Source organism: Candidatus Bodocaedibacter vickermanii (genome assembly GCF_014896945.1).
Lineage (GTDB): Bacteria > Pseudomonadota > Alphaproteobacteria > UBA6184 > UBA6184 > Bodonicaedibacter > Bodonicaedibacter vickermanii.
The window spans coordinates 782,952-804,923 of the sequence record NZ_CP054719.1; the positions used below are offsets into that span (position 1 = coordinate 782,952).

Genomic DNA, 21,972 nt, shown 5'->3' on the forward strand with positions numbered 1-21,972 from the left:
ATCAAGTTATCGTTAGGCTTTGGCTTACAGACGATTGAATTGGAAAAGCCCCACAGAGTAATCATTCCACATTGCAGGGCTTGAAAACAGGCGCGCTTACTTTGACGTATCGGCAACAATAGTAGGATTATAAATCCACACATGAGCTGCCGGTGTATTGTTTGGCGACAATTTATAGTACGTTGGAGAAATTCCCAACATTTCAGATTCGGCAAGGGGTAATGGAGGTTCTTTAAAATAAGTAAATTGTATAAGTTTAAAGTTTACCGAACAGACTTTTTTCAAAGAGCTTAATATCTTAGTAGCGACGTCAGCCGGCAGGCTGCGGAAAGGTAAACCTGATACAACAACATTTATTTTTCCGTGAAGATGTTCAGGAATATGTTTGTCTAATTCGCAGGCATCAACACATAAAACAGTTTGATCTGGAAAACGTTTCACTAAATGTTGATAAAACGTTGTATTATTTTCAACGATAAACAATTTATCCTTTGGGATTTTAGCCACTAGTTTTTCCGTGAACGGTCCAGTTCCCGCCCCAAGTTCAATCACAATTGAATTTGCAGGATCGATATTTTCAACCATAATTTCTGCTAACTCTTCACTGCTTGGCGCAATGGCACCAATAGCAGATGGGTTGCTCATAAATTCACCCACGAAGGTTGACTGTTCAGCGGAACATCCAGAAATGATGATTGCAATAGATAGTAATAACAAATTAATGATGTTGGTTTTCAACTTTAAGATCTCTCAAATGCTTTTGTTTATATAGAGAGAAAAATTAACTTTTTCAAGTGAAACTTGAAAAAACTTGCACACACTAAAGTTTAAGCTATTATAATGGTGCTAATATTAGAATTAAATAGGAATTAAAATGAATATACTGCGAAAATTTAGCTCTAGCTTACCGCTGCAGCTAATTACAATGATTTTAGTTATTTTCTTGGCAGGTGATCATATCCCTGTTGGAATTAAAGAATTTTTTTATACCATCAGCGTTCTGATTAAAGACTTATTAGTTTTAGCGCTGCCTTATATTATTTTTGCGTATCTATTTTCAACCCTGGTTGCGTTGCAAAATGGTGCGATTCTATTTGTGATTAGCTTAGTATCCTGCGTGGTTTTCATGAATTTCATGGGATTAAACATAGCCTATTTTGCCAGCAGTTTATTAACCGAGATGTCGGGTCTTGCCCCAGTTGAATCTGACCCATCCCGCGTATTGATGGCTATGTGGAAGCTTCCAGTTCCAGAATTTGTAAAAGCAATTCTAAAGAATGAGCATGGTTTGATTTTAGGTGTGTTAAGCGGCATTGGATTGGGTTATTTAAACGTTAATGGATTAAAGGAGATTTCTGATCGATTAAAGTCAGGCGCTGCCTTTATTTTAAATAAAATGTTTATTCCTGTGGTTCCGTTCTTTATTTTAGGCTTTATCTTAAAGATGGAACACGAAGGAACGTTAACGTATGTATTAAAACAATATGGTCCGGTATACTTATTGATTGCCGCTGTGCAGCTTATATATCTGCTTTCATTGTTTGCCATTGGAGCAAAGCTAAACCCAAAAACATGGTTAACGTATTTACGTAATATGTTGCCTCCAGTAATTACCGGTGTCAGCACAATGTCTAGCGCAGCGGCATTGCCATTTTCATTAACGGCAGCAGAACAGAATACGCAAAACCCGCTGATTGCCCGCTCTGTTATCCCTGCAACAGTTAACATGAACTTGATGGGGGACTCTATTGGAGCGCCATTAATGATTATTGCAACAATGGTTACCTTTGGATTAGGCACACCCTCTTATGGATTATTCCTGGTGTTTGCTTTGTGGTATGTAATGTATATGTTTACCGTTGCAGCGGTGCCAGGCGCCACCATTTTAGTTATGACTCCCCTTATTGAAAAAGTACTGGGATTCAATCCAGAGATGGTTGGGCTGGCAACAGCACTTTATATTTTATATGATGCGATTGGAACAACAATGAACGTCCTTGGAAATGGAGCGTTTGTCGTTTTGTTTAATCGGATATTTGGAAAGATGTTTTCTGGAAAAACGGTTGAAGCAAAATAAGACCGAGACTTCTTAATAAAAAAACCGCCGATTGGCGGTTTTTTTATGGTTAGCCCCGTGGGGTTATTCTAATGCAAACATACACTTTTGGAAAATTTATCCTGTCAATCTTTTGTTAACATTTGTGAGGTATTGTAAGTTTAGAGCGCTCATACATTGTTATTTTTGCCCACCGTTTCGAGAAGAAAAGACGGATTGCTTCGTCTATTTAGTCTCGATTTAGGGAGTGGGTTTTGTACCCCCACCCGAAGGTCACTGAGGGTGTCTAGGGCGGGGGGGTGGTAAAAAAATCGCGTTAACCAACCGTTAACATTTATTAACAAAGGGTATCGAACGAGCTCTTACCAATCTTTTAGATCAGAATTAGAAGCTTGCGCCAACGACAACACCAACATCTAACCCCATTGGGTTTTTGTAAGCAATGTCAGTAACTGCATCAGTTTTTGCTTTTGTTTCAGCAGAAAAATTATCTTTTTGATCTTTTACATCCGCTAAACTGTAACGGAAGCCAACGCCACCACCCACAAACATTGTCTGAGTAACTGCATATTCAACATTTAAACCGATAACAAACGATAAACGATCTTTCCAATCTGGACCTTTATCTGTTGCGTACGTAACTTTGTGAGTTTCGTCTTTTGCGTTATCTCCTGCCCCCTTATAGGAAACAGTTAATTCAGGATTAGTCATCCCCAATTCCATACCAGGATTGAAGTATACGTGGAAACGACTGAAAATTACGCCAAGGCGTACGCGAGCATCAGCTGCAAAACCGCTTGTAATAAAGTCTAAACCTAAGTTCTTTTTAGCTGTACCTTCTGCAGGTTCAGTAGTATCACGAGCTTCTTTAAGTGTGTGATGCTTATATCCACCACCTACAGAAAGACCCATCGCGAAGTTATTCGCAAAGCGGAATGAGTATCCAAGTTCTGCTCCACCATATCCACCATTAAAACCAAATCCACCATAGTCTTTAGTATCTTTGTCTAAAGCAGTTTTAGTTAAATCTGAAAGCGCACCTTTGTTGAAGAATAGAACGGATCCTTTAGCGCCCGCAAACATACCAGAAAATGATTCTGCTGCAAGTGGCGATAACAACACGGCCGTCAAAGCTGTTGATAATAATATTTTTTTCATAATACCCTCTTTAATTAATTCAAGGCGAATTTTATAGTAAGAGTTAAATAAAAACAAAAACTTTAATCAAGCAATTGAGTTTTCTGTGATGTGTTGCCAAAGAACCACAGTCGTTCTGATTGATCTTTCTCTAAGACCGATGTGTTCTATTAAATTACAGCGTGACGCTGTACCCTTGAGGTAGATCCGCTGGGGTCGAACACGGAGTCCATGCAGTCAATATCAGAATTATCCAAAATTTCGCAAGTTCATTTTATCCGTGATTGGCTATATAATGAGCTGATACTGTTGTGATGAAGCTCTTTCATTTTATTGCCTTGCATGCTATCCTGCAAAAAATTATTTTCTTAAGGACAGCAAATGAAAATTGGCGGTAATGAAATTCGCGTCGGATATGTAATTGAACACAAAGGTCGCAAGTGGTTTGTCACCAAAACAGACCATGTAAAACCCGGAAAAGGTGGTGCATTCGTTCAAGTGGAAATCAAAGACATTCAATCTGGCACGAAATCCAACGAACGTTTTCGTTCTAGCGAAACCGTTGAACGGGTTTATATGGAAGATCGTGATTATCAATATCTATTTAACGACGGTCAAGAATACACATTTATGGATCAAGAGTCATTTGACCAAGTTGCATTAAGCCCAGCCTTGCTAGGCGATGCAGCACCTTTCTTAGCAGAAAGCATGATCGTGCGGGTATCTATGTGCGATGGCGAGCCTATTGCAGTAACATTACCCGAAACGGTTATTATGGAAGTTGTTGAAGCTGAACCCACTGTAAAAGGACAAACGGCTAGCGCATCATTCAAGCCAGGAAAACTAGCCAACGGATTACGCGTTATGGTTCCGCAATATATTGAAGCAGGTACCAGAATTGTTGTAAGAACAGCAGATTGTACGTATGTTGAAAGGGCGAAAGACTAATGGCTTCTCAACGCACCCCCTTAAAATCTCCACTGATAAACGTAATGAGTGCAGCCATTCAAAAAGCTGCCAGAGGATTATTGCGTGACTTTGGAGAAATTGAACGATTGCAAGTATCCGAAAAAAGTTTGGGAAACTTTGTAAGTTCAGCAGATATTAGAATCGAACAAATTCTGCATGAAGAACTGCACAAAGCACGCCCCACATTTGGAATGATCACTGAAGAAAGCGGAGAAGTCTTGCTTTCCACAGAATCAGAGTGTCGCTGGATTATTGACCCATTGGACGGCACAAAAAACTTTATTCATGGAATTCCTCATTTCGCGATTTCTGTTGCCGCTGAACAAAATGACGAGATTATCGCCGGCATCACGTATGATCCCATCAAAGATGAAATGTTTGCAGCTGAAAAAGGATGCGGTGCATTTATGAATGATAAACGTTTGCGCGTTTCCAATCGTAAAGCTATGCGTGAATCATTGATTGCAACAGGTCCATCTTTAGTTCACAAAGAAGCCTATGCAACCCTATTAAAAAAAATACATTCGACCATTTTTGGATTCCGTCGCATGGGTGCGTCTTCACTGGATTTAGCCTATGTTGCAGCCGGTCGATTGGACGCATTTTTAGAAATGGATCCTTTGGTTTGGGACACCGCTGTTGGGTCATTATTAGTCCGTGAAGCAGGTGGTATCATCACAACTGTTGATGGTAAAAATCGGACGGATACTAAAGGATCGATTCTGGCATCAAACGGAAAAGTTCATTCTGATTTGGTTCAAACGTTTAAAGATTAAGCCTGCAACTGAAAAACAATTCGCAGAGGTTGATCAGAATCATAGTCAACATGTTGAAGTGATTCTGCGTAAGCTCCGCAAGAATACTCCGAAATCACACGTCGCCAGAAATTGGCGGCGTTTTTGTTTTCAGGAATAACCGATACTTCCCATTGCCCCGAATGCATATTCCAGACGTGCGTTGCGATCTGCATTCCAATGCCTTTGTTTTGAAATTTTGCAAGAACAAAGAATTCCCCCATATTCCAAGTGGTTTCTGCAAAAAGTCCCGATTGATTTATAAGAACAAATCCGGCAATTTCCTGATCAACTCGTATCAAAAATGCTCGTTTATCAGCATCTTGAAAATAGTCTTTGAAATCAAAGCTTTCATACAATCCATCCGGAGGTAGCGCCCAATCGGATGAAATAAATCCACACTCCCTGGATAAATCATAGACGTAAAAACGCGCCATGTTTTGTATCATAGGGTAATCTGAAATGCTCGCAGAGATAATATTTATATTCAACGTAACCTCAGAAAAAAATGGTGTTCATTCACGAATGATTAACTATCATCGTGTATCTTAAGCTTAGGCGGTAAGATACACCGGCGGCTAGGCTGGTGCGTAATAACCAACAGCGAAACTATTACAGAGTACTATGTGATAGTATAGTTGAGATGGATTGAGGTTGGAATCTTAATTTATTAATACATCGAAAAAACTTAGTTTTTTTAGATTACCTTGGTTATTATGTTGTGGCGGCGGCGGGGTGGGCTCGTTGGGATTTCACACTTTTGCAGGTGGGCCCCAATATTGGGGCAAAAACTACTCCCTCTCTTGAAATTTCACAATCAAATTTTCTAAGATATCTTTAACGGACACAACAGTCTGTTAAGATAGACCCCGCATAAAATGGTCTAAGTCTTTATATTAAAACCACTTTCGTGCAATTATAAGAAAAAAAGCTGGATTTTACATCCAGCTTAGAGTATAAGTTTGATCGTTATTGTTGTTGTTTTTCATTACGATCGATAAAATATCTCCTTATTGTTTTTATAGTTTGGAGATACTCCCACCTGCGGGGCCTACCCTTAAAGAAGACACCCATGAAACACCAAAGCCCCGCAACGGAAGATTGAAAAAACTGGAAACAGAATGACCCGACATATGTCGGGGAAGATAATCGTCAAAGTCGGCTAAAATACACTCTTGCATAACTTGAAAACACCCTCAAACCACTGTAACTAAAAATAGTGTAAGATAAAAAATTTTTTACGTCAATCAGTAAAAATATAAACTTTTTATAAGTAATTTTGTTGTATTGCTAAATCTAGCAAAAGCGAAAGAACACACTATGAAAATTGAACTTATTTTATTGAATATCTTGACTCATCAATACCGATTGTTTCTTAAAACACAGTCGTATCATTGGAATGTCGAAGGGGTGAATTTTATTTCATTACACGAAAAATTTGAAGAACATTACAAAGAATTGCTGGAATTGATTGATACAACGGCAGAACATATTCGCGCCTTGGGATTTAAAGTACCCAACGTGTTGAATTTATTTCTTACGGATTCCAAAATGAATGAGAGCAACGAGACCTTTACTGCCTTAGAAATGTTGCACGACCTAATTCAATCTCATCAAATCATGGAAAACATATTGATGGATGCAAACAAAGTTGTAGAAGAACTTGGGGATCCTGTCATCAGTGATTTCTTTGTTGATTGTTTAACCTTTCACCGAAAAGCACGCTGGATTTTACGAAGCAGTTGTTAATTTTAGGCGCAGGTTCGCCCCTGCTTGCCCCAACAAAGGGGCATTGTGGGGCGAAGCGCGCTACAGCTACACCCTTACAACAATATCCCCGTCTTTAACATCAGCAGTTAATGTTGTGCCATCTTTGCACTTTCCTTCTAAAATCATCATAGAAATTGGATCTTGTAAGTGCTTTTGAATCACGCGTTTTAAAGGACGGGCTCCATATACCGGATCGTATCCAGCATTTGCAAGCCATGTAATAGCCTCTGAAGATAATTGCAAGCTCATGTTTTGTTGCTTTAATCTATCTTTAAGGTGGTGTAATTGAATATCAACAATGCCTTCCATCACGTTGCGCTCTAACCGTCCGAACAATAAAATTTCATCCAATCGATTTAAGAATTCTGGACGAAAATGAGATCGTACAATCGCCATTACCTGTGACCTGGCGGATTCAACAGTCTCGTCCTCTGGTAACGTAGACAGCACTTCACTGCCTAAATTCGATGTTAAGATTAAAATTGTATTTTTGAAATCAACAGTACGACCATGACTATCGGTGAGTATTCCATCGTCTAACACTTGTAGCAAAACATTGAAAACATCTGGGTGTGCTTTTTCTACTTCATCAAACAAAATAATTTGGTACGGACGTCGTCGAACAGCCTCCGTTAGCTTGCCGCCTTCTTCATATCCAACATATCCTGGTGGTGATCCGATCAAGCGAGAGATTGAATGCTTTTCCATATATTCTGACATGTCGATACGCGTCATTGCATGCTCATCATCAAACAAAAATTGCGCCAATGATTTTGCAAGCTCTGTCTTTCCAACACCTGTTGGTCCCAAGAACAAAAAGGATGCTAAGGGGCGATTTGGATCTTGAAGCCCCGCACGCGAACGACGAATAGCATTAGCCACCGCAGAAATTGCAGCCTCCTGCCCCACAACACGATGCCGCAAATGGTCTTCGGCTTTTAATAATTTGTCCTGTTGAGACGACAGCATTTTTTCTAAAGGAATGCCCGTCCACTTTGAAACAATTGATGCAATATCTTCATCCGTGACTTCTTGCTTTGCAGACCGAGATGCGTTGTCGATCGAGTCCAACTGTTTTTCAAGTTCTGGAATCTCGGCATACATCAATTGGCTTGCTCGTTCTAAATCACCCTTGCGACGCGCCACATCCAACTCATTTCGGGCTTTATCTAAACGCTCTTTGATCGCTGTTGATTGGTGCCTTATCTTAGATGCATCTGCCCACTCTGCATTCATAACGCTTGACTGAGTACTAAGTTCAACTAATGTTTCTTGAAGCTTTTTTAATCGATCTTGGCTTGCCGGATCTTTTTCTTTCTTTAATGCTTCTTGCTCAATTTTCAACTGAATAATGCGACGATCTAATTCATCCAGATCTTCTGGTTTTGAATCGACAGCCATTCGCAATCGACTGGATGCCTCATCAATTAAGTCGATGGCCTTGTCGGGAAGAAAACGATCCGTAATGTATCGATTAGACAACGTTGCTGCTGCAACAATTGCACTGTCAGTAATTCGAACCCCATGATGCAGTTCATATTTTTCTTTTAATCCACGTAAAATAGAAATGGTATCTTCAACAGTGGGTTCGCTGACATATACCGGTTGGAATCTGCGCGCCAGCGCGGCATCTTTTTCAATATGTTGACGGTATTCTTCAAGTGTTGTTGCCCCCACACAATGTAATTCGCCGCGCGCCAACGCAGGCTTTAACATATTGGATGCATCCATCGCACCATCGGCTTTTCCAGCCCCGACAAGCGTATGAAGTTCATCAATAAACAAAACAATGCTGCTGTCAGCATGGGTGATTTCTTTCACCACACTTTTAAGACGTTCTTCAAAGTCGCCGCGGAATTTTGCACCCGCAAGCAAAGCCCCCAAATCCAAAGACATTAGTTCCATTTCTTTTAAGGATTCAGGAATATCACCCTTAACAATACGTTGCGCCAACCCTTCTAAGATTGCTGTTTTACCGACACCCGGTTCACCAATTAATACAGGGTTGTTTTTTGTGCGCCTGGACAATACTTGAATCGTACGACGAATTTCTTCGTCACGCCCAATGACCGGATCCAGCTTTCCTTGGCGCGCTTGTTCGGTCAGATTGATACAATATTTTTTTAATGCCTCATAGGTTTCTTCGGCATTGGGGGAATCGGCACTGCGACCTTTTCGCATCATTTGAATAGCCTCCTGTAAATTAGTTTCTGAAATATTGAAACGTTTTGCTAGCTCAATCACAGTTGATTGCGGACATGTCAGCAACCCAAGCAATAAAAGCTCTTGCGATATGTATTCATCACCAGACTGTTCGGCTTTGGTTTCTACGTACGATAGAACCGCAGAGAATTCCCGACTGAGATAAAGTTGTGACTCACCCCCTCTAACTTTAGGAAGTTTGTTCAACAGGGATTGAAGTTCTGCTTTCAATCGAATGACATCTGCGTCTATCGTTTTTAGTAGCCTGATAGACATTCCGTCATGATCATCCAACAAGACTTTTAACAAATGTTCAGGCAATAATTGCTGGTGCGATTCATTGGTCGCAAATGTGTGTGCGGCTTGTAAAAAACCTTGTGATCGCTGAGTATATTTTTCGATTTTCATGGAGCCTCCATGAGTAAATTTGACTATCGATATGTTACTAAAAAACAACATCCGATTCAATAGTGATCATCTTTGTTCAAAAATAACGTTGCAAGCTCTTTGTTTAATTAAATAACACACGCTCAAATAAAGAGCTCCATTTGGTTGGTTCAAATTCTATTATTTCATAATCGGCCAAATCATTTATTGCAAAAGGATCTTTTTCTAAAACTGCGAGCAACATATCCTTACTATCGCATCTAGCAAGTATAACTCCTCCGTTGCGCGGAACTTTGGGCCCTGAGACAATGAATAGATTTCTATCGTAGCAATTCTGTAAAAAATCTAAATGAGCTGCTCTAAAAGAATTAATTTTTTCTAAATCAACTTTGTAACTTAAAATTACAAGAAATAAGTTTGGCTTTGCGTCATTGCTTTTCATTTTATCTTCCGAATTAAGTAGATTCACAGGTAGGTTACTAAAAAAACAACACCCGATTCAATGTAGAATTGAGGTGCTGTTTAAAATGAAGGGTGGTTATTTAATGCTTTGTTTTGTGAGCTAATCGTTGAATATCATCATAATTCAATCGAAACATTTTCCATTCGGAAAGTTCTTCTGCCCCAATATGCTTATAAAACTGGATGGCTGGTTGATTCCAATCTAAGACAACCCAATCAATGCGACCATAGTTTTTTTCGCATGCAATGTCACAAATTGCCTTTACTAAAGCTTCGCCGTATCCTTTGCCACGCTTAGTTTCACGAATATACAGATCTTCGATATGAATGCAATATTTACACAAAAACGTAGAATAGCTTGTATGGTACAAAACAAACCCGACAGCTTCGCCATCTTCTTCTGCAATTAACACATGCGCATTTGGATTATTAATAAACAATGTATTTTTTACATCATCAATAGTTGCAGTAACGCGATCTTCCAACTTTTCGTAAGTTGCAAGTTCCCGAATTAATTGCAGAATTAAGTCTGCATCCTTAATTGAAGACGCTCTTATTGTAAACATTTTGTATTCCTTTAATCCTTGAAGGTTACCTTCTTTTGATTAAAAACACGTTAATTTTTGACGCTTAACCAAAAAATAAAAAACCAAAATTCTTGAATTTGTTTTGAGGGTATGGCATAAATTATCATCATGTGCCGCTGTGGCTCAGTGGTAGAGCACATCCTTGGTAAGGATGGGGTCGAGAGTTCGATTCTCTTCAGCGGCACCAGTCATTGTTAAGCTTATGTGGATAATTCTTTTAAAGGCGTGTGTTTTCAACAAGCCTGCTGAATGGTGGGTTCTACCTGAATCATGATTGGCAGTAAATAAATTAAGACTCCAACATCCATCCATCTTGAAAATACTACGACTTAGTGCTCAGCACTATTTCGTCGTAAATTTTACACACCGATCTGGCTGCAGCATGACACCGGCAACGCGCTATTGGCAACGTGACGCTGCACTCAATAGATTAAATCGGGTGCGCGCAGACACGGATTATAAAAATACAACGTTACGACAATTCAGGAATTTTACTTTTACAAACCGTATCCTCTAACGGATCCAGGGATCATCCTTGGCGGCACGTTGCAATTGTTAAAGGTGTTTGCTATAGCACTCTGCCTCGGTTTCGTCGTGCAAAATATCAGATAAACGCTTTCGTCGTGCAAAATATCAGATAAACGCTAACGAACGATGACCAAAACTAAGATTGGTTCGCAACGATCCATACCTTACTATTTTTATCGGGATTCACTTGAAATCTAGTTTAAAATCCTTTATATTTTAGTCAGGATTAAATGAGGTCGATATGCAGCTGGGAACAAAAGGACGGTATGCGGTAACTGCGCTATTAAGATTGCATGACGCATTAAAGCTTCAGCAGGTTGTCCCCTTATCCTATATTGCTGAGACTGAAAATATTTCCATTACCTATTTAGAACAATTATTCACAAAATTACGCAAGGCCGGTGTCGTGAATAGTATTCGCGGGCAAGCGGGTGGTTATGTGTTGGCGCGCGAAGCTGCCTTTGTTAATGTGGCTGAAATTATTATGGCTGCGGAAGAAAATATATTGTTTACTCGATGTGCGACATCATCGCACTCTGGGTGCACAAAGACAGGCATGCTGTGTAAGACACATACTTTATGGGAAGAACTAACCAATCATGTATATGGATTTTTGAGTAGCATTACACTAGAAGACCTGGCCTTGGGAAAAATCCCAAAGACTGTGGTGTCGGGATGGACTCAACATAAGCAGGTGGTCAATGATTAGCCCTGCAACAAAATGTGTGTACCTAGACTATAATGCGACAGCGCCATTGTTGCCCGATGTTAAGCAATCAATGATGGATGCGTTTGATCGTGTGGGAAATGCGTCAGCGGTTCATCAAATGGGGCGACGATGTCGTGCAGACATTGATAAAGCGCGAAAGCAAGTCGCCGCTGCTTTAGAGGTATCTTCAAAAGATATTACGTTTACAAGTGGTGGCACTGAATCCAATCATTTGGTATTATCAGGGTTGAATATTCCAAAAGAAACCATCTATGCAAGCTCCGTTGAACATGCATCCATTCATAAAAATGTTTTACCCGAAAATTTAATTCCTGTAGATATACATGGACAAATTCGGATTGATGTATTGAGCGAGTATTTTAAGCGTTCAAATGCCCCAAAATTAGTTAGCATTGCATTAGCCAATTCCGAAACTGGTATTGTTCAACGTGCGCTGAAAGACGTTGTGACATTGTGTCACAAACATAAGTGTTTGGTGCACACAGATGCCGTGCAAGCGTTTGGGAAAACTCCTGTATTTTTTGCAGATTTGGATGTAGATTTAATGACAATCTCTGCCCATAAAATCGGCGGACCCAAAGGTGTTGGAGCCTTAATTAGCAAGGCGAATATTATCTTAAAAGCCCCATTATTGGGCGGTGGACAAGAAAAAGGATTAAGATCAGGCACTGAAAATATTCCAGCAATTGTTGGATTTGGTGTGGCAGCTGAAATCGCTGTTAAAACCGATTGGGCATCGACACGGAAAGTGTTGGATTGGGCAATCGATCAACTGAAGATTATTAATCCCAACATCCGAGTTAATAGTGTTGATGATGGTCTGCCCAATACATTGAATGTAAGCACGCCCGGATATAATAAGGATACCCAGGTAATTCATTTTGATTTAAATGGCATTGCGGTAAGTGCTGGATCTGCCTGTTCATCTGGAAAAGTAGAACAATCTCATGTTTTAAAAGCAATGGGGTTGGATGATATGTATGTGAATAGCGCAATACGATTAAGCTTAAGCTCAACCCAAACTAAAGACGATATGGATCAATTTATTAATGCGTGGCACGCCATGCAGATGACGAAAAAAGTAGAAAGTTTATAAGAATGATTACATCTATTCCAAAAAAAGAAGGGTACATTTATTTAGATTATCAAGCAACGACGCCTTGCGATCCACGTGTGGTTGAGGCTGCCTTACCCTATTTAACAGAACACTTTGGAAACCCGCACTCACGCAACCATATTTATGGATGGGAAGCTGAGGCTGCTATTGAAACAGCGCGCAAACAAATTGCAACGTTAATTAACGCGAACCCCTCAGAAATCATTTTTACAAGTGGTGCCACCGAATCAAATAATTTGGCCATAAAAGGGGCTGCTCAATTTTATAAATCAAAAGGTAAGAATCATATTATCACCTGCATTACTGAACACAAATGTGTATTAGATGCATGCCGCCATTTGGAACAGGATGGATTTGAAGTCACATACCTGCCTGTTCAAAAAGACGGATTGGTTGATTTAAATGTTTTAAAGACTGCCATAAAACCCAACACCGTTTTAGTATCAATCATGGCGGTGAACAATGAAATTGGTGTCATTCAACCGTTGGCAGACATTGGCAAGATATGTCGTGAACATGGCGTATTCTTTCACACCGACGCAGCACAAGCTGTCGGTAAAATTCCATTGGATGTTGAGGCAATGCACATTGATATGTTGAGCGTTTCTGGACACAAGCTATACGCACCCAAAGGTGTTGGCGCGTTATATGTTCGCAAACGCCCTCGCGTACGGTTGACTGCTCAGATCAACGGCGGGGGTCAAGAACGTGGTATGCGGTCGGGCACGTTGTCTCCATTTTTATGTGTTGCATTAGGCGCTGCGTGTGAGATTGCAAACAATGAAATGACATTTGAAACTGCGCGTATTATGAAGCTGCGAGATTTTTTCTGGAAAAAACTGTCGGATGCATTACCAGAAATTTACATTAATGGACATACACTTCAACGTATTCCAGGAAATTTGAACATTAGCTTTGCCTATGTTGAAGGTGAAGGATTAATGATGGGAATTAAGAACTTATGCTTGTCATCAGGATCTGCCTGCACATCAGCCTCACTTGAACCTTCATATGTTTTATATGCATTGGGTGTTGAAGATGAAATGGCGCATACCTCATTGCGTATTGGTATTGGACGCTTTACAACCGAAGAAGAATTAGACGTTGCTGCGGATAGCATTATTAGCAGTGTCAATCGATTGCGAGACATGAGCCCGTTGTACGAAATGGTGCGAAACGGAATTGATTTAAAATCCATACAATGGACAGAACATTAAACGATTAAGGAAATAAAAATATGGCATACAGTAAAAAAGTTGTGGATCATTTTGAAAACCCACGAAACGTTGGAAGCTTTGAAAACGCAGACAAGGATCAGTCCGTTGGCGTTGGATTGGTGGGAGCCCCCGCCTGTGGAGACGTGATGCAGTTGCAAATTAAAGTCTCTGACGCTGGAAAGATTGAAGACGCCCGATTCAAAACCTTTGGGTGTGGTTCAGCAATTGCGTCAAGTTCCCTTGCGACTGAATGGTTAAAAGGTAAAAGTGTGGACGAGGCTTTGACCATAAAGAATTCTCAAATTTCAGAAGAATTAGCATTACCCCCCGTAAAGGTTCACTGTTCGATTTTGGCTCAAGACGCAATTCAAGCAGCCGTACAAAATTATAAAGACAAACAAAAGGGTTAAATCTGTGTCGATACTCACTGTTACCCCAGCCGCCGTTGAACAAATAACACACCTTTTAAATGGAAGAGGCAAACCCTCTTTGGGGATTCGTGTGGGTATTAAAACTCGTGGGTGTTCAGGATTATCATATTATATTGAATTCGCAGATGAAAAAAATCCATATGATGAAGTAATTCAGCTGGACACTGTAACAGTGTTGATTGACCCAAAAGCAATCATGTTTGTTTTTGGTATTGTCATGGATTTTGAAACGAACGATTTAGAATCTGGATTTACCTTTAAAAATCCAAATGAAAAGGGACGATGTGGATGCGGAGAATCATTTCATGTCTAGTATAAAAAGCACTTACTCGGTATTAAGTCCTAATGGAGATGTTTGTCCTTTTTACACGATGAATCCTTTTGTGATTTTCCAGATGACACCGACGTTAAATATAGATCGCGCACTCTTAGATCAACGCTATTTTGCGTTCCAACGTATGTTGCACCCTGATAAACTGCGGCATGCTTCTGTCCAAACACAACAATGGGCAGAACAGCACATCGGCCAAATCAATCAATCGTATAAATCATTACAAAATATGTTGTTAATTGCAAAAGCAACAGCACTGTATCTTCAAGATCAAACATTAGGATTGGAACAGTTTAATGATCAAGATATTCCAATGCTGGATAGTGATTTTTTAAGCACTATCGTTAGGTTACAAACTCAGGGGGCTTCTGAAGATATCGCCCAGCTATATCATCAGATTATTGTAGATTTAGATACATCAATTCGAGAATTAAGTTTAGCAGATGTGTTAAACTCAATTGCACGGTTGACATATGTGGAGCGTCTGCGTAAGCTAATCCAGGAGATTTAAGCATGCTGATTCAAATTACAGACCCGTCTGTATCTAAAGTAGATACAGATACAATGTACGCCATTGGTATTGATTTTGGAACTACCCATTGTGTGGCAGGATTAATACGAGACAATAAAGTTGAACTGATCCCCTTAAATGGCGAATCGTTTCTATTACCTTCAATTGTAAATTATCGCACAGATCAGATACTCGTTGGGGATACAGCAACAACTGAGACTGGTCCAATTCATTCGATCAAACGCATTATTGGCAGGTCACTGGCTGAAGTACACTCTATTCTTGATCATCATCCCTTTAATGTGACTCAAACAGAACTGGGTATCAAGCTGAAAACTGCGATGGGGTTGCAAGATCCCGCCCAAGTCGCAAGCGCGCTGTTTAGGTACATCAAACATCAAGCGGAGCTTTATTTGGATCAAGATGTTACAGAAGCCGTTGTGACAGTGCCCGCATATTTTGACGAAGTTGCACGCGCCGGTATTAAAGATGCCGCAAGATTGGCAGGGCTAACCGTATTAAGGTTAGTTGCAGAACCCACAGCTGCAGCATTGGCTTATGGTATTGATGACGCCAAAGAAGGCGTTTATATTGTCTATGATCTGGGCGGCGGAACCTTTGATGTCTCCGTATTGCGAATGACACAGGGCGTGTTTCAAGTTTTAGCAACGGGTGGTAACGCCTTTTTAGGTGGGGATGATATTGATGCGACGATTGTTGATTACTTTTTATCTGAAAGTCAGCTAACACCTGAGCAACGACGCAATGCATTATCTCATGCACGTCACGTCAAAGAACGCCTGTCGACGCAGTTAAAAGCAACATTTGATACTCCATTAGGCGATCGCTGTGTTTTAAAACGAGAGACCTTTGAAGATCTATTACAACCATTAATTTGTGAAACAATTAAAATTACGCGTGAAACTCTTGATCAGGCACATGTCAATTTAAGCGAAACCCAGGGTATTATTCTTGTTGGTGGGTCGACACGTATTCCAGCCATTGAAACAACATTAAGTGATTTTTTTAATGTACCCATTTTTCAATCATTAAACCCAGATGAAGTCGTAGCAATGGGTGCAGCACGACAAGCACATTTGTTGACCCAAGGTGGGGATAGCATGCTGATTGATGTGGCTCCATTATCGTTAGGCGTTGAAATGATGGGGGGGGTCGTTGATAAAATTATTCCAAGAAACAGCCCCATTCCCATTCGGAAAGCCCAAAACTTTACAACGTTTCAAGACAATCAAACAGGAATTGTCATTAATGTTGTGCAAGGTGAACGCGAGTTAGCAAAAGATTGCAGGTCTTTAGGACGATTTATTTTGTCGGGAATTCCCCCGATGCCTGCAGGACTGGCAAAAGTAAGCGTCATATTCGCGCTGGATGCTGATGGATTATTGAGTGTTACAGCAACAGAAGAAACAACCGGAATTGTTCAAACTGTCGTGGTAAAGCCGACCTATGGGTTAAGCGAAGATGCTATGAAAGAGATGATCTTAGACAGCCATCGTCATGCCCAAGCAGACATGCAGAAACGCCTATTAACCCAAACGACAACAGAAGCCAAACAATTAATTAATGTTGTAGAGCAGGCACTATTTGTTGACAGTGATCTTCTTTCCACCATAGAGCAAGCCAACATTCAAACTGCGATTGACGCACTATCAAAAGCATTATTGGACGAGGATCGCGACCTTATTAAAGAACACATGGAACGGCTGAATCATTTAACAACTGAATTTGCACACAAGCGACTGCAAAAATATTTATAGAGAGGAGGACGCCCCCTCTCTATGCGATGCATCAAATGTTACTTGCTTCTTTCGGCGCGCACTTCTTCTATTGTTGCATTGATAATTTCAGCAATGTGATGAATATAATCTATAGATCCGTTGGGACCTTTTCCATCTAACTTTCCATCAGACAAATCTAAAATGATATCTATGGCAAGGCTACCCAATGTTTTTGAAGATACTCTAAAACAGCCCTTCCAAAACAGACAACAGCATGAATCTTTTATGACTGTCTCTTTATGCTCTTCGGGAATGATGCGTTCAAGATCAATTCGTTTTGACGACCCCAGTCGTTTAGCTAGGTCATTTCGTTCTTTCTGACTCATGTCACTAAGTGTTGAATGCGCTCTGAATAAATGAAGGTGAACAACATCTTTGGATGTTACATCGGAAACCCGAGAACTCATGGGGCTGGTAAAAGATCCATCCTCAGATAGCACTGTTGGAATACCATCAAACGTAAGGCTTGACGCGTTAAGGGTAATCGGCGTTAACAATAATAATCCTAAAGATAGTCCAGCAAGAAATGTTTTGTACATGGCAATAATCTCCTTGGAATATATTAATTATAGTTAAAAAATATTAACAAAAAATTAATTTTGACAATAAACCTCATGTTTTTATGGTTTTTTGATAAAATTGTCAAATAAATTAACAGATAATTTAGTTTATTGAGGTATATAATATTCAAAGACATTTGAGAAACAAAGATTATGACGAAAAATATACTTGATATGTGTGCTTATGCATACATCGAATATTATCGCAGTCAGTTCAAAAAATATTCTTGGGCGGTGGACTACGCGGAAAATTTGATTCAAACAAACCCCAAAGCTGGATTGGCATTTGTATTCGAGGTGTTAAGTGTATGTCACAATGAACAAGAAATTGCTTACGTTGCAACCGGTGTTTTAGAAGACTTGTTACACCGACATATCTTTCAAATTAAAGAAGCTGTAGAAATGGAAGTTCAAGAAAGTGAGGTCATGCGCGTAGCCATGCGATATGTTTGGGCAGCAAGCAACAGCCCCGTAAGTCTTTTTCTAAAAGATATCAACGTAAAGTATGCCGGTAAAATAACCGAGAAACATTCCTTAAATATTGATTCAATAAAATCTACGGCAGTTGATGAATAAATCAAGCCCCCCCCTGACAAAAGGGGGGGGGGGGGCTATTATTGTTTAGTGATCTAAAAAGCTGCGCAGCTTTCTGGACCGTGTTGGATGTTTTAGTTTACGTAAGGCTTTCGCCTCAATTTGACGAATGCGTTCGCGTGTTACGTTAAACTGTTGACCAACTTCTTCCAACGTATGATCAGTGTTCATACCAATTCCGAATCGCATGCGCAATACGCGCTCTTCACGAGGCGTTAACGTGGACAGAATCTTGTTCGTTGTATCGCGCAAGTTTCCGTAAATCGCCGCATCAATGGGAAGCACCGCATTTTTATCCTCGATAAAGTCGCCCAAGTGGCTATCTTCCTCATCACCCACTGGCGTTTCAAGGCTGATAGGCTCTTTAGAAATTTTCAATACTTTGCGAACTTTTTCAACAGGAATCATCAACTTTTCAGCCAACTCTTCTGGCGTGGGTTCTCTGCCAATTTCATTTAACATTTGACGAGATGTTCTAAGCAGTTTGTTAATCGTTTCAATCATATGCACGGGGATACGAATCGTACGTGCTTGATCTGCGATTGAACGCGTGATTGCTTGGCGAATCCACCATGTCGCATAGGTCGAAAACTTGTATCCTCTGCGGTATTCAAACTTATCAACGGCTTTCATCAACCCAATATTACCTTCTTGAATTAAGTCCAAGAATTGCAACCCACGGTTAGTATATTTTTTAGCAATGGAAATTACTAAGCGTAAGTTAGCTTCGATCATTTCTTTTTTTGCACGCTCTGCAATTCGTTCGCCTTTTTGGATGTTAAAGACAATTTCTCTAAACTCACCAATTGAAAGTCGCGTTGATACCTGCGTGTGCTTAACGTGAGAATCCAATTGCTTAACTAGCCCTGATGCAGACGTAAAGAACTGTGCCCACGCTGGGCTTTCTTTGTATTGCCATTCGGTTGTTTGGAAATATGTTTTGTGAGCCTTAATGAAATCATCACGTTTTACGCCAGCCTTCTCAGACATGGGTAACAAGTCGCGTTCTAACGTAACCAATTCCGTATTCAATTCATACAATTGCGCCGTTAATTCATGAATGCAATGATGGTTCAAGTGAATCGATTGCGTCAGTTGATACACTTCCTCTTGAACTTGTTCAAGCTTCTTAGCATCATTTTTCTTGCGATGTGTTTCTAGTTTATCATGCAAAGCCAAAATGCGGCTAAATGACTCTAACACAGCTGGCAACAAGCTTTCTTCTAACTCAGCGATTGATGTTTCGTTGTCTGCAGTTGCTTCTTCAGTCTCCTCAGAATCTGGTGTTTCAAGACCTTCTTCAACAGGCTTGGAATCATCCTCAACCTCTGCATCCACATCAACATCGTCAGCATCTTCTTCAAAATTTTGTTCGGGCTCACGGTAAGATTCTAACGCAATAACATCTCTTAACAGCAAGTCACCTTTTTGAAGAAATTCATACCACTCACGAATAGCATCAAACGTTAAAGGACTTAAGAATAATGATTTAATCATTAATGCTTTACCTTCTTCGATACGTTTGGCAAGCTCAACCTCACCCTCACGAGATAAAAGTTCAACACTGCCCATTTCGCGTAAATATAAACGAACAGGATCATCTGTTCTGGCTTCTTCAGTAGCAATCACGTCAACAGGTTCTGCGGCATCATCTTCATCTACAGCATCAGTAAAACTATCTAATATATTAAGTGCTGCAGGTGCCGGTACGATTTCTTCTTCCTCTTCAATATCGGAGTCGAATTTTGCATCAATCAATTTAATGCCGGCATCTTCTAAATAAATTAAGAGCTCTTCTATAAATGATGCAGGAATTTCTTCTTCATCAAAGGCGTCATTGATTTCGTTATGCGTCATATAGCCTTGTTCTTGCGCAAGTTGAACTAACTTTCTTACGCGGGGGTGATCAAATAGATCTAATGCTTCATCAGACATGGCCACTTCCTTTCAATATTAGATATAATGCTCATAATTCATCATCATTTCGATGTTGTTTTTGAGCCATTAACATTTTTAAACGATCCCAATCCACTTGATTTTGAGATTGTTTAAAGCGTTCTTGTGCTTCCTTAATGTGCGTTTCTAACGAGGTACTGTCATTAAACTTCCCCACTATACGCTCAATTCCATTTCGAATGTTAGTCTCATCGATAGGTTCATTTAAGAACGGTGCGTGCACATGAAATGTGTCACTTAATATATGATCGATGTTTAACATTGGTAGGTGCAGCTTAATATAGGGAACAATTGACAAAAACTCAAGTGCCTCTCCTAAAAAAATATAATTTTCTATAACATTCAATATTTTTTGAGTCTGAGGGGTAAGTGGATAGACGTGCAATTGATCCATAAAATCCTTATACATCGCAGGACAAAGCATAAATGCTTTTAATAAAACGATTTCGTAAACTTCTTGTATCGAAACAGTTTTTGGAAGGCTTCCCATCGGCAGAGGTTGTTTTGTCTTCCGTTTATTCTGAAATTGCGTATACGTCTGGTCTTTATAAAGCGATTTCAAAAATGGATCCTGAATCGTATCAAGACGATCTAAAATATGTTTGCGCTGTAACGCAAGAGCGGCAGGTTGAACCCCCGGGTTTTGTACAGATTCATAGGTCATTAAAAACTCAACCAACCCTAACGATGCATTCAACCTCTGCTGAAACGCAGAAAGATTTCCGGCGGTAATTATCGCATGAGGATCCTGATCCAAAGGAAGCCGCACAAACAATAACTCAATCCCAGGTTGTAATAAGGGCAAGAACACCTCGGCTGCGCGATTCATGGCTTTAAACCCAGCAGAATCGCCATCAAAGCATACATATATCTTGTTGAAATGTTTTAGTAGTTTATTGGCCTGATCTTGAGTAACAGCCGTCCCCATGGGGGCAAATACGTTTTTAAACCCAGACTGTACCATCGCAATGACGTCTAAATATCCTTCAACCAATACGGCTGCTGAATCTCTGTGATCGACAAGGTGAAACCCATATAACAACGCTCCCTTATGAAACACTGCATTTTCAGCAGAGTTTAAATACTTGGGTTGCACGTCGTTATTTAACGTTCGCCCCCCAAATCCAACGATTCGACTTTTTTCATCAAAGATTGGGAACATTAATCGATCGAAAAACTTTTCTTTAACACCCGTATCATATCGTGCAACTAACCCTGCTTTTTCTGCAAAGTCTACAGCGATATTGTGCGCAGTCATAAACTTCGCAAGATGCCCTTTGGATGCAACGCCCAACTGAAACTTTTGAATAGACGCATCATTGATGCCTCTGGTTTTTAAATAATCGTAATACGTTTTTCCAGCATCGGACAGCAACGCTGAATTATACAGCTTGCCCGTATCAGCTAATAAATTAAATAGTATGTCGCGCTCAGCCAATGCTTTTTGCTGTTTTGGATTTAACGGGGTTAAGGTGACACCTGCAATTCCTGCTGCATGTTCGACAGCTTCTTGAAATGACATTTTTTCATAGTCAGTTAGAAACTTAAAAATATCACCATGTACTCCGCAACCAAAACAGTGATAAAATCCTTTTTGATCATTAACGGTAAATGATGGGCTTTTTTCGCCGTGAAAAGGGCACAACCCAAGGAAGTCTTTGCCTTTTTGTTTTAAGACAATGCGACGTCTAATAATTTCAGAAACCGGCAAGCGGTCTTTGATCAATGATAATGTATCGTCGGAAAAAAAATTGCTCATGCACTGAAAAATGAAATATGGGTAATTATAACAGAAATCATAATTCAATCAAGCGATAAGCTCATCGACTTCAAC

21 protein-coding genes and 1 tRNA gene are annotated in these 21,972 nt (G+C 40.0%); 13 read left to right on the forward strand and 9 right to left on the reverse strand.

What is annotated here, in order from left to right; genetic code table 11:
- Positions 1–96: 96 nt before the first annotated feature.
- Positions 97–738, reverse strand: a complete 642-nt coding sequence (locus CPBP_RS03600) for a class I SAM-dependent methyltransferase (RefSeq protein ID WP_350331502.1) — start codon at positions 736–738, stop codon at positions 97–99.
- Between the two features lie 136 nt (positions 739–874).
- Here CPBP_RS03600 and CPBP_RS03605 point away from each other — a divergent pair, with 136 nt between their 5' ends.
- Positions 875–2,077: a cation:dicarboxylate symporter family transporter gene (locus CPBP_RS03605; RefSeq protein ID WP_350331503.1), complete on the forward strand. Its 1,203-nt coding sequence runs from the start codon at positions 875–877 to the stop codon at positions 2,075–2,077.
- A gap of 363 nt (positions 2,078–2,440) precedes the next feature.
- Here the strand turns inward: CPBP_RS03605 and CPBP_RS03610 are convergent, their stop codons facing one another.
- Positions 2,441–3,214, reverse strand: a complete 774-nt coding sequence (locus CPBP_RS03610; RefSeq protein ID WP_350331504.1) for a DUF3575 domain-containing protein — start codon at positions 3,212–3,214, stop codon at positions 2,441–2,443.
- Between the two features lie 360 nt (positions 3,215–3,574).
- Here CPBP_RS03610 and efp point away from each other — a divergent pair, with 360 nt between their 5' ends.
- Together efp and CPBP_RS03620 are read left to right on the forward strand one after the other, a co-directional pair.
- Positions 3,575–4,141, forward strand: a complete 567-nt coding sequence (gene efp, locus CPBP_RS03615; protein ID WP_350331505.1) for an elongation factor P — start codon at positions 3,575–3,577, stop codon at positions 4,139–4,141.
- Positions 4,141–4,938: an inositol monophosphatase family protein gene (locus CPBP_RS03620; RefSeq protein ID WP_350331506.1), complete on the forward strand. Its 798-nt coding sequence runs from the start codon at positions 4,141–4,143 to the stop codon at positions 4,936–4,938. Before efp ends, CPBP_RS03620 begins: the two co-directional genes overlap by 1 nt.
- On the opposite strand, the gene CPBP_RS03625 is transcribed toward CPBP_RS03620, so the two are convergent.
- Entirely contained in the window at positions 4,935–5,393 is a 459-nt protein-coding gene (locus tag CPBP_RS03625; RefSeq protein WP_350331507.1) for a GNAT family N-acetyltransferase, read from the reverse strand. The two genes, CPBP_RS03620 and CPBP_RS03625, sit on opposite strands and share 4 nt — an antisense overlap.
- Before the next feature lie 883 nt (positions 5,394–6,276).
- On the opposite strand from CPBP_RS03625, the gene CPBP_RS03630 reads away from it, so the two are divergent.
- Positions 6,277–6,705, forward strand: a complete 429-nt coding sequence (locus tag CPBP_RS03630; protein ID WP_350331508.1) for a Dps family protein — start codon at positions 6,277–6,279, stop codon at positions 6,703–6,705.
- A 66-nt stretch (positions 6,706–6,771) separates the two neighbouring features.
- Here the strand turns inward: CPBP_RS03630 and clpB are convergent, their stop codons facing one another.
- From clpB to CPBP_RS03645, 3 genes are all read right to left on the reverse strand, one after another.
- Positions 6,772–9,336, reverse strand: a complete 2,565-nt coding sequence (gene clpB, locus CPBP_RS03635) for an ATP-dependent chaperone ClpB (protein ID WP_350331509.1) — start codon at positions 9,334–9,336, stop codon at positions 6,772–6,774.
- Positions 9,337–9,439: 103 nt separating this feature from the next.
- Positions 9,440–9,757 carry a YciI family protein gene (locus CPBP_RS03640; protein WP_350331510.1) on the reverse strand — a complete coding sequence of 106 codons (318 nt, stop codon included), beginning with the start codon at positions 9,755–9,757 and terminating at the stop codon, positions 9,440–9,442.
- Positions 9,758–9,857: 100 nt separating this feature from the next.
- On the reverse strand, positions 9,858–10,343 hold the full coding sequence (locus tag CPBP_RS03645; protein WP_350331511.1) for a GNAT family N-acetyltransferase: 486 nt from the start codon (positions 10,341–10,343) through the stop codon (positions 9,858–9,860).
- A 133-nt stretch (positions 10,344–10,476) separates the two neighbouring features.
- Here CPBP_RS03645 and CPBP_RS03650 point away from each other — a divergent pair.
- The 8 genes from CPBP_RS03650 to hscA all read left to right on the forward strand — a co-directional run bounded on the left by CPBP_RS03650 (position 10,477) and on the right by hscA (position 17,007).
- A tRNA-Thr gene (locus tag CPBP_RS03650) sits at positions 10,477–10,551 on the forward strand.
- 582 nt (positions 10,552–11,133) lie between these two features.
- Positions 11,134–11,601, forward strand: a complete 468-nt coding sequence (locus CPBP_RS03655) for an Rrf2 family transcriptional regulator (RefSeq protein ID WP_350331512.1) — start codon at positions 11,134–11,136, stop codon at positions 11,599–11,601.
- The gene (locus CPBP_RS03660) at positions 11,594–12,718 is read left to right on the forward strand and encodes a cysteine desulfurase family protein (protein ID WP_350331513.1); all 1,125 of its coding nucleotides are present in this window, start codon (positions 11,594–11,596) and stop codon (positions 12,716–12,718) included. Before CPBP_RS03655 ends, CPBP_RS03660 begins: the two co-directional genes overlap by 8 nt.
- A gap of 2 nt (positions 12,719–12,720) precedes the next feature.
- A complete protein-coding gene (locus CPBP_RS03665; protein WP_350331514.1) occupies positions 12,721–13,956 on the forward strand; it encodes an IscS subfamily cysteine desulfurase in 1,236 nt (411 codons plus the stop codon).
- Positions 13,957–13,976: 20 nt separating this feature from the next.
- Positions 13,977–14,366, forward strand: coding sequence for a Fe-S cluster assembly scaffold IscU (iscU, locus tag CPBP_RS03670; RefSeq protein ID WP_350331515.1), 390 nt, complete (start codon positions 13,977–13,979; stop codon positions 14,364–14,366).
- Between the two features lie 4 nt (positions 14,367–14,370).
- Positions 14,371–14,700: a HesB/IscA family protein gene (locus CPBP_RS03675; protein WP_350331516.1), complete on the forward strand. Its 330-nt coding sequence runs from the start codon at positions 14,371–14,373 to the stop codon at positions 14,698–14,700.
- The gene (locus tag CPBP_RS03680; protein ID WP_350331517.1) at positions 14,693–15,229 is read left to right on the forward strand and encodes a hypothetical protein; all 537 of its coding nucleotides are present in this window, start codon (positions 14,693–14,695) and stop codon (positions 15,227–15,229) included. Before CPBP_RS03675 ends, CPBP_RS03680 begins: the two co-directional genes overlap by 8 nt.
- A gap of 2 nt (positions 15,230–15,231) precedes the next feature.
- Positions 15,232–17,007, forward strand: coding sequence for a Fe-S protein assembly chaperone HscA (gene hscA, locus CPBP_RS03685; RefSeq protein WP_350331518.1), 1,776 nt, complete (start codon positions 15,232–15,234; stop codon positions 17,005–17,007).
- 38 nt (positions 17,008–17,045) lie between these two features.
- Here hscA and CPBP_RS03690 read toward each other — a convergent pair whose 3' ends face one another.
- Complete coding sequence (locus tag CPBP_RS03690) at positions 17,046–17,567, reverse strand: hypothetical protein (protein ID WP_350331519.1); 522 nt, start codon at positions 17,565–17,567, stop codon at positions 17,046–17,048.
- A gap of 174 nt (positions 17,568–17,741) precedes the next feature.
- On the opposite strand from CPBP_RS03690, the gene CPBP_RS03695 reads away from it, so the two are divergent.
- Positions 17,742–18,164, forward strand: a complete 423-nt coding sequence (locus CPBP_RS03695) for a DUF6869 domain-containing protein (protein WP_350331520.1) — start codon at positions 17,742–17,744, stop codon at positions 18,162–18,164.
- A 45-nt stretch (positions 18,165–18,209) separates the two neighbouring features.
- Here the strand turns inward: CPBP_RS03695 and rpoD are convergent, their stop codons facing one another.
- Together rpoD and dnaG are read right to left on the reverse strand one after the other, a co-directional pair.
- The gene (rpoD, locus tag CPBP_RS03700; protein ID WP_350331521.1) at positions 18,210–20,117 is read right to left on the reverse strand and encodes an RNA polymerase sigma factor RpoD; all 1,908 of its coding nucleotides are present in this window, start codon (positions 20,115–20,117) and stop codon (positions 18,210–18,212) included.
- A 31-nt stretch (positions 20,118–20,148) separates the two neighbouring features.
- On the reverse strand, positions 20,149–21,897 hold the full coding sequence (gene dnaG, locus CPBP_RS03705; RefSeq protein ID WP_350331522.1) for a DNA primase: 1,749 nt from the start codon (positions 21,895–21,897) through the stop codon (positions 20,149–20,151).
- Between the last annotated feature and the right edge of the window lie 75 nt (positions 21,898–21,972).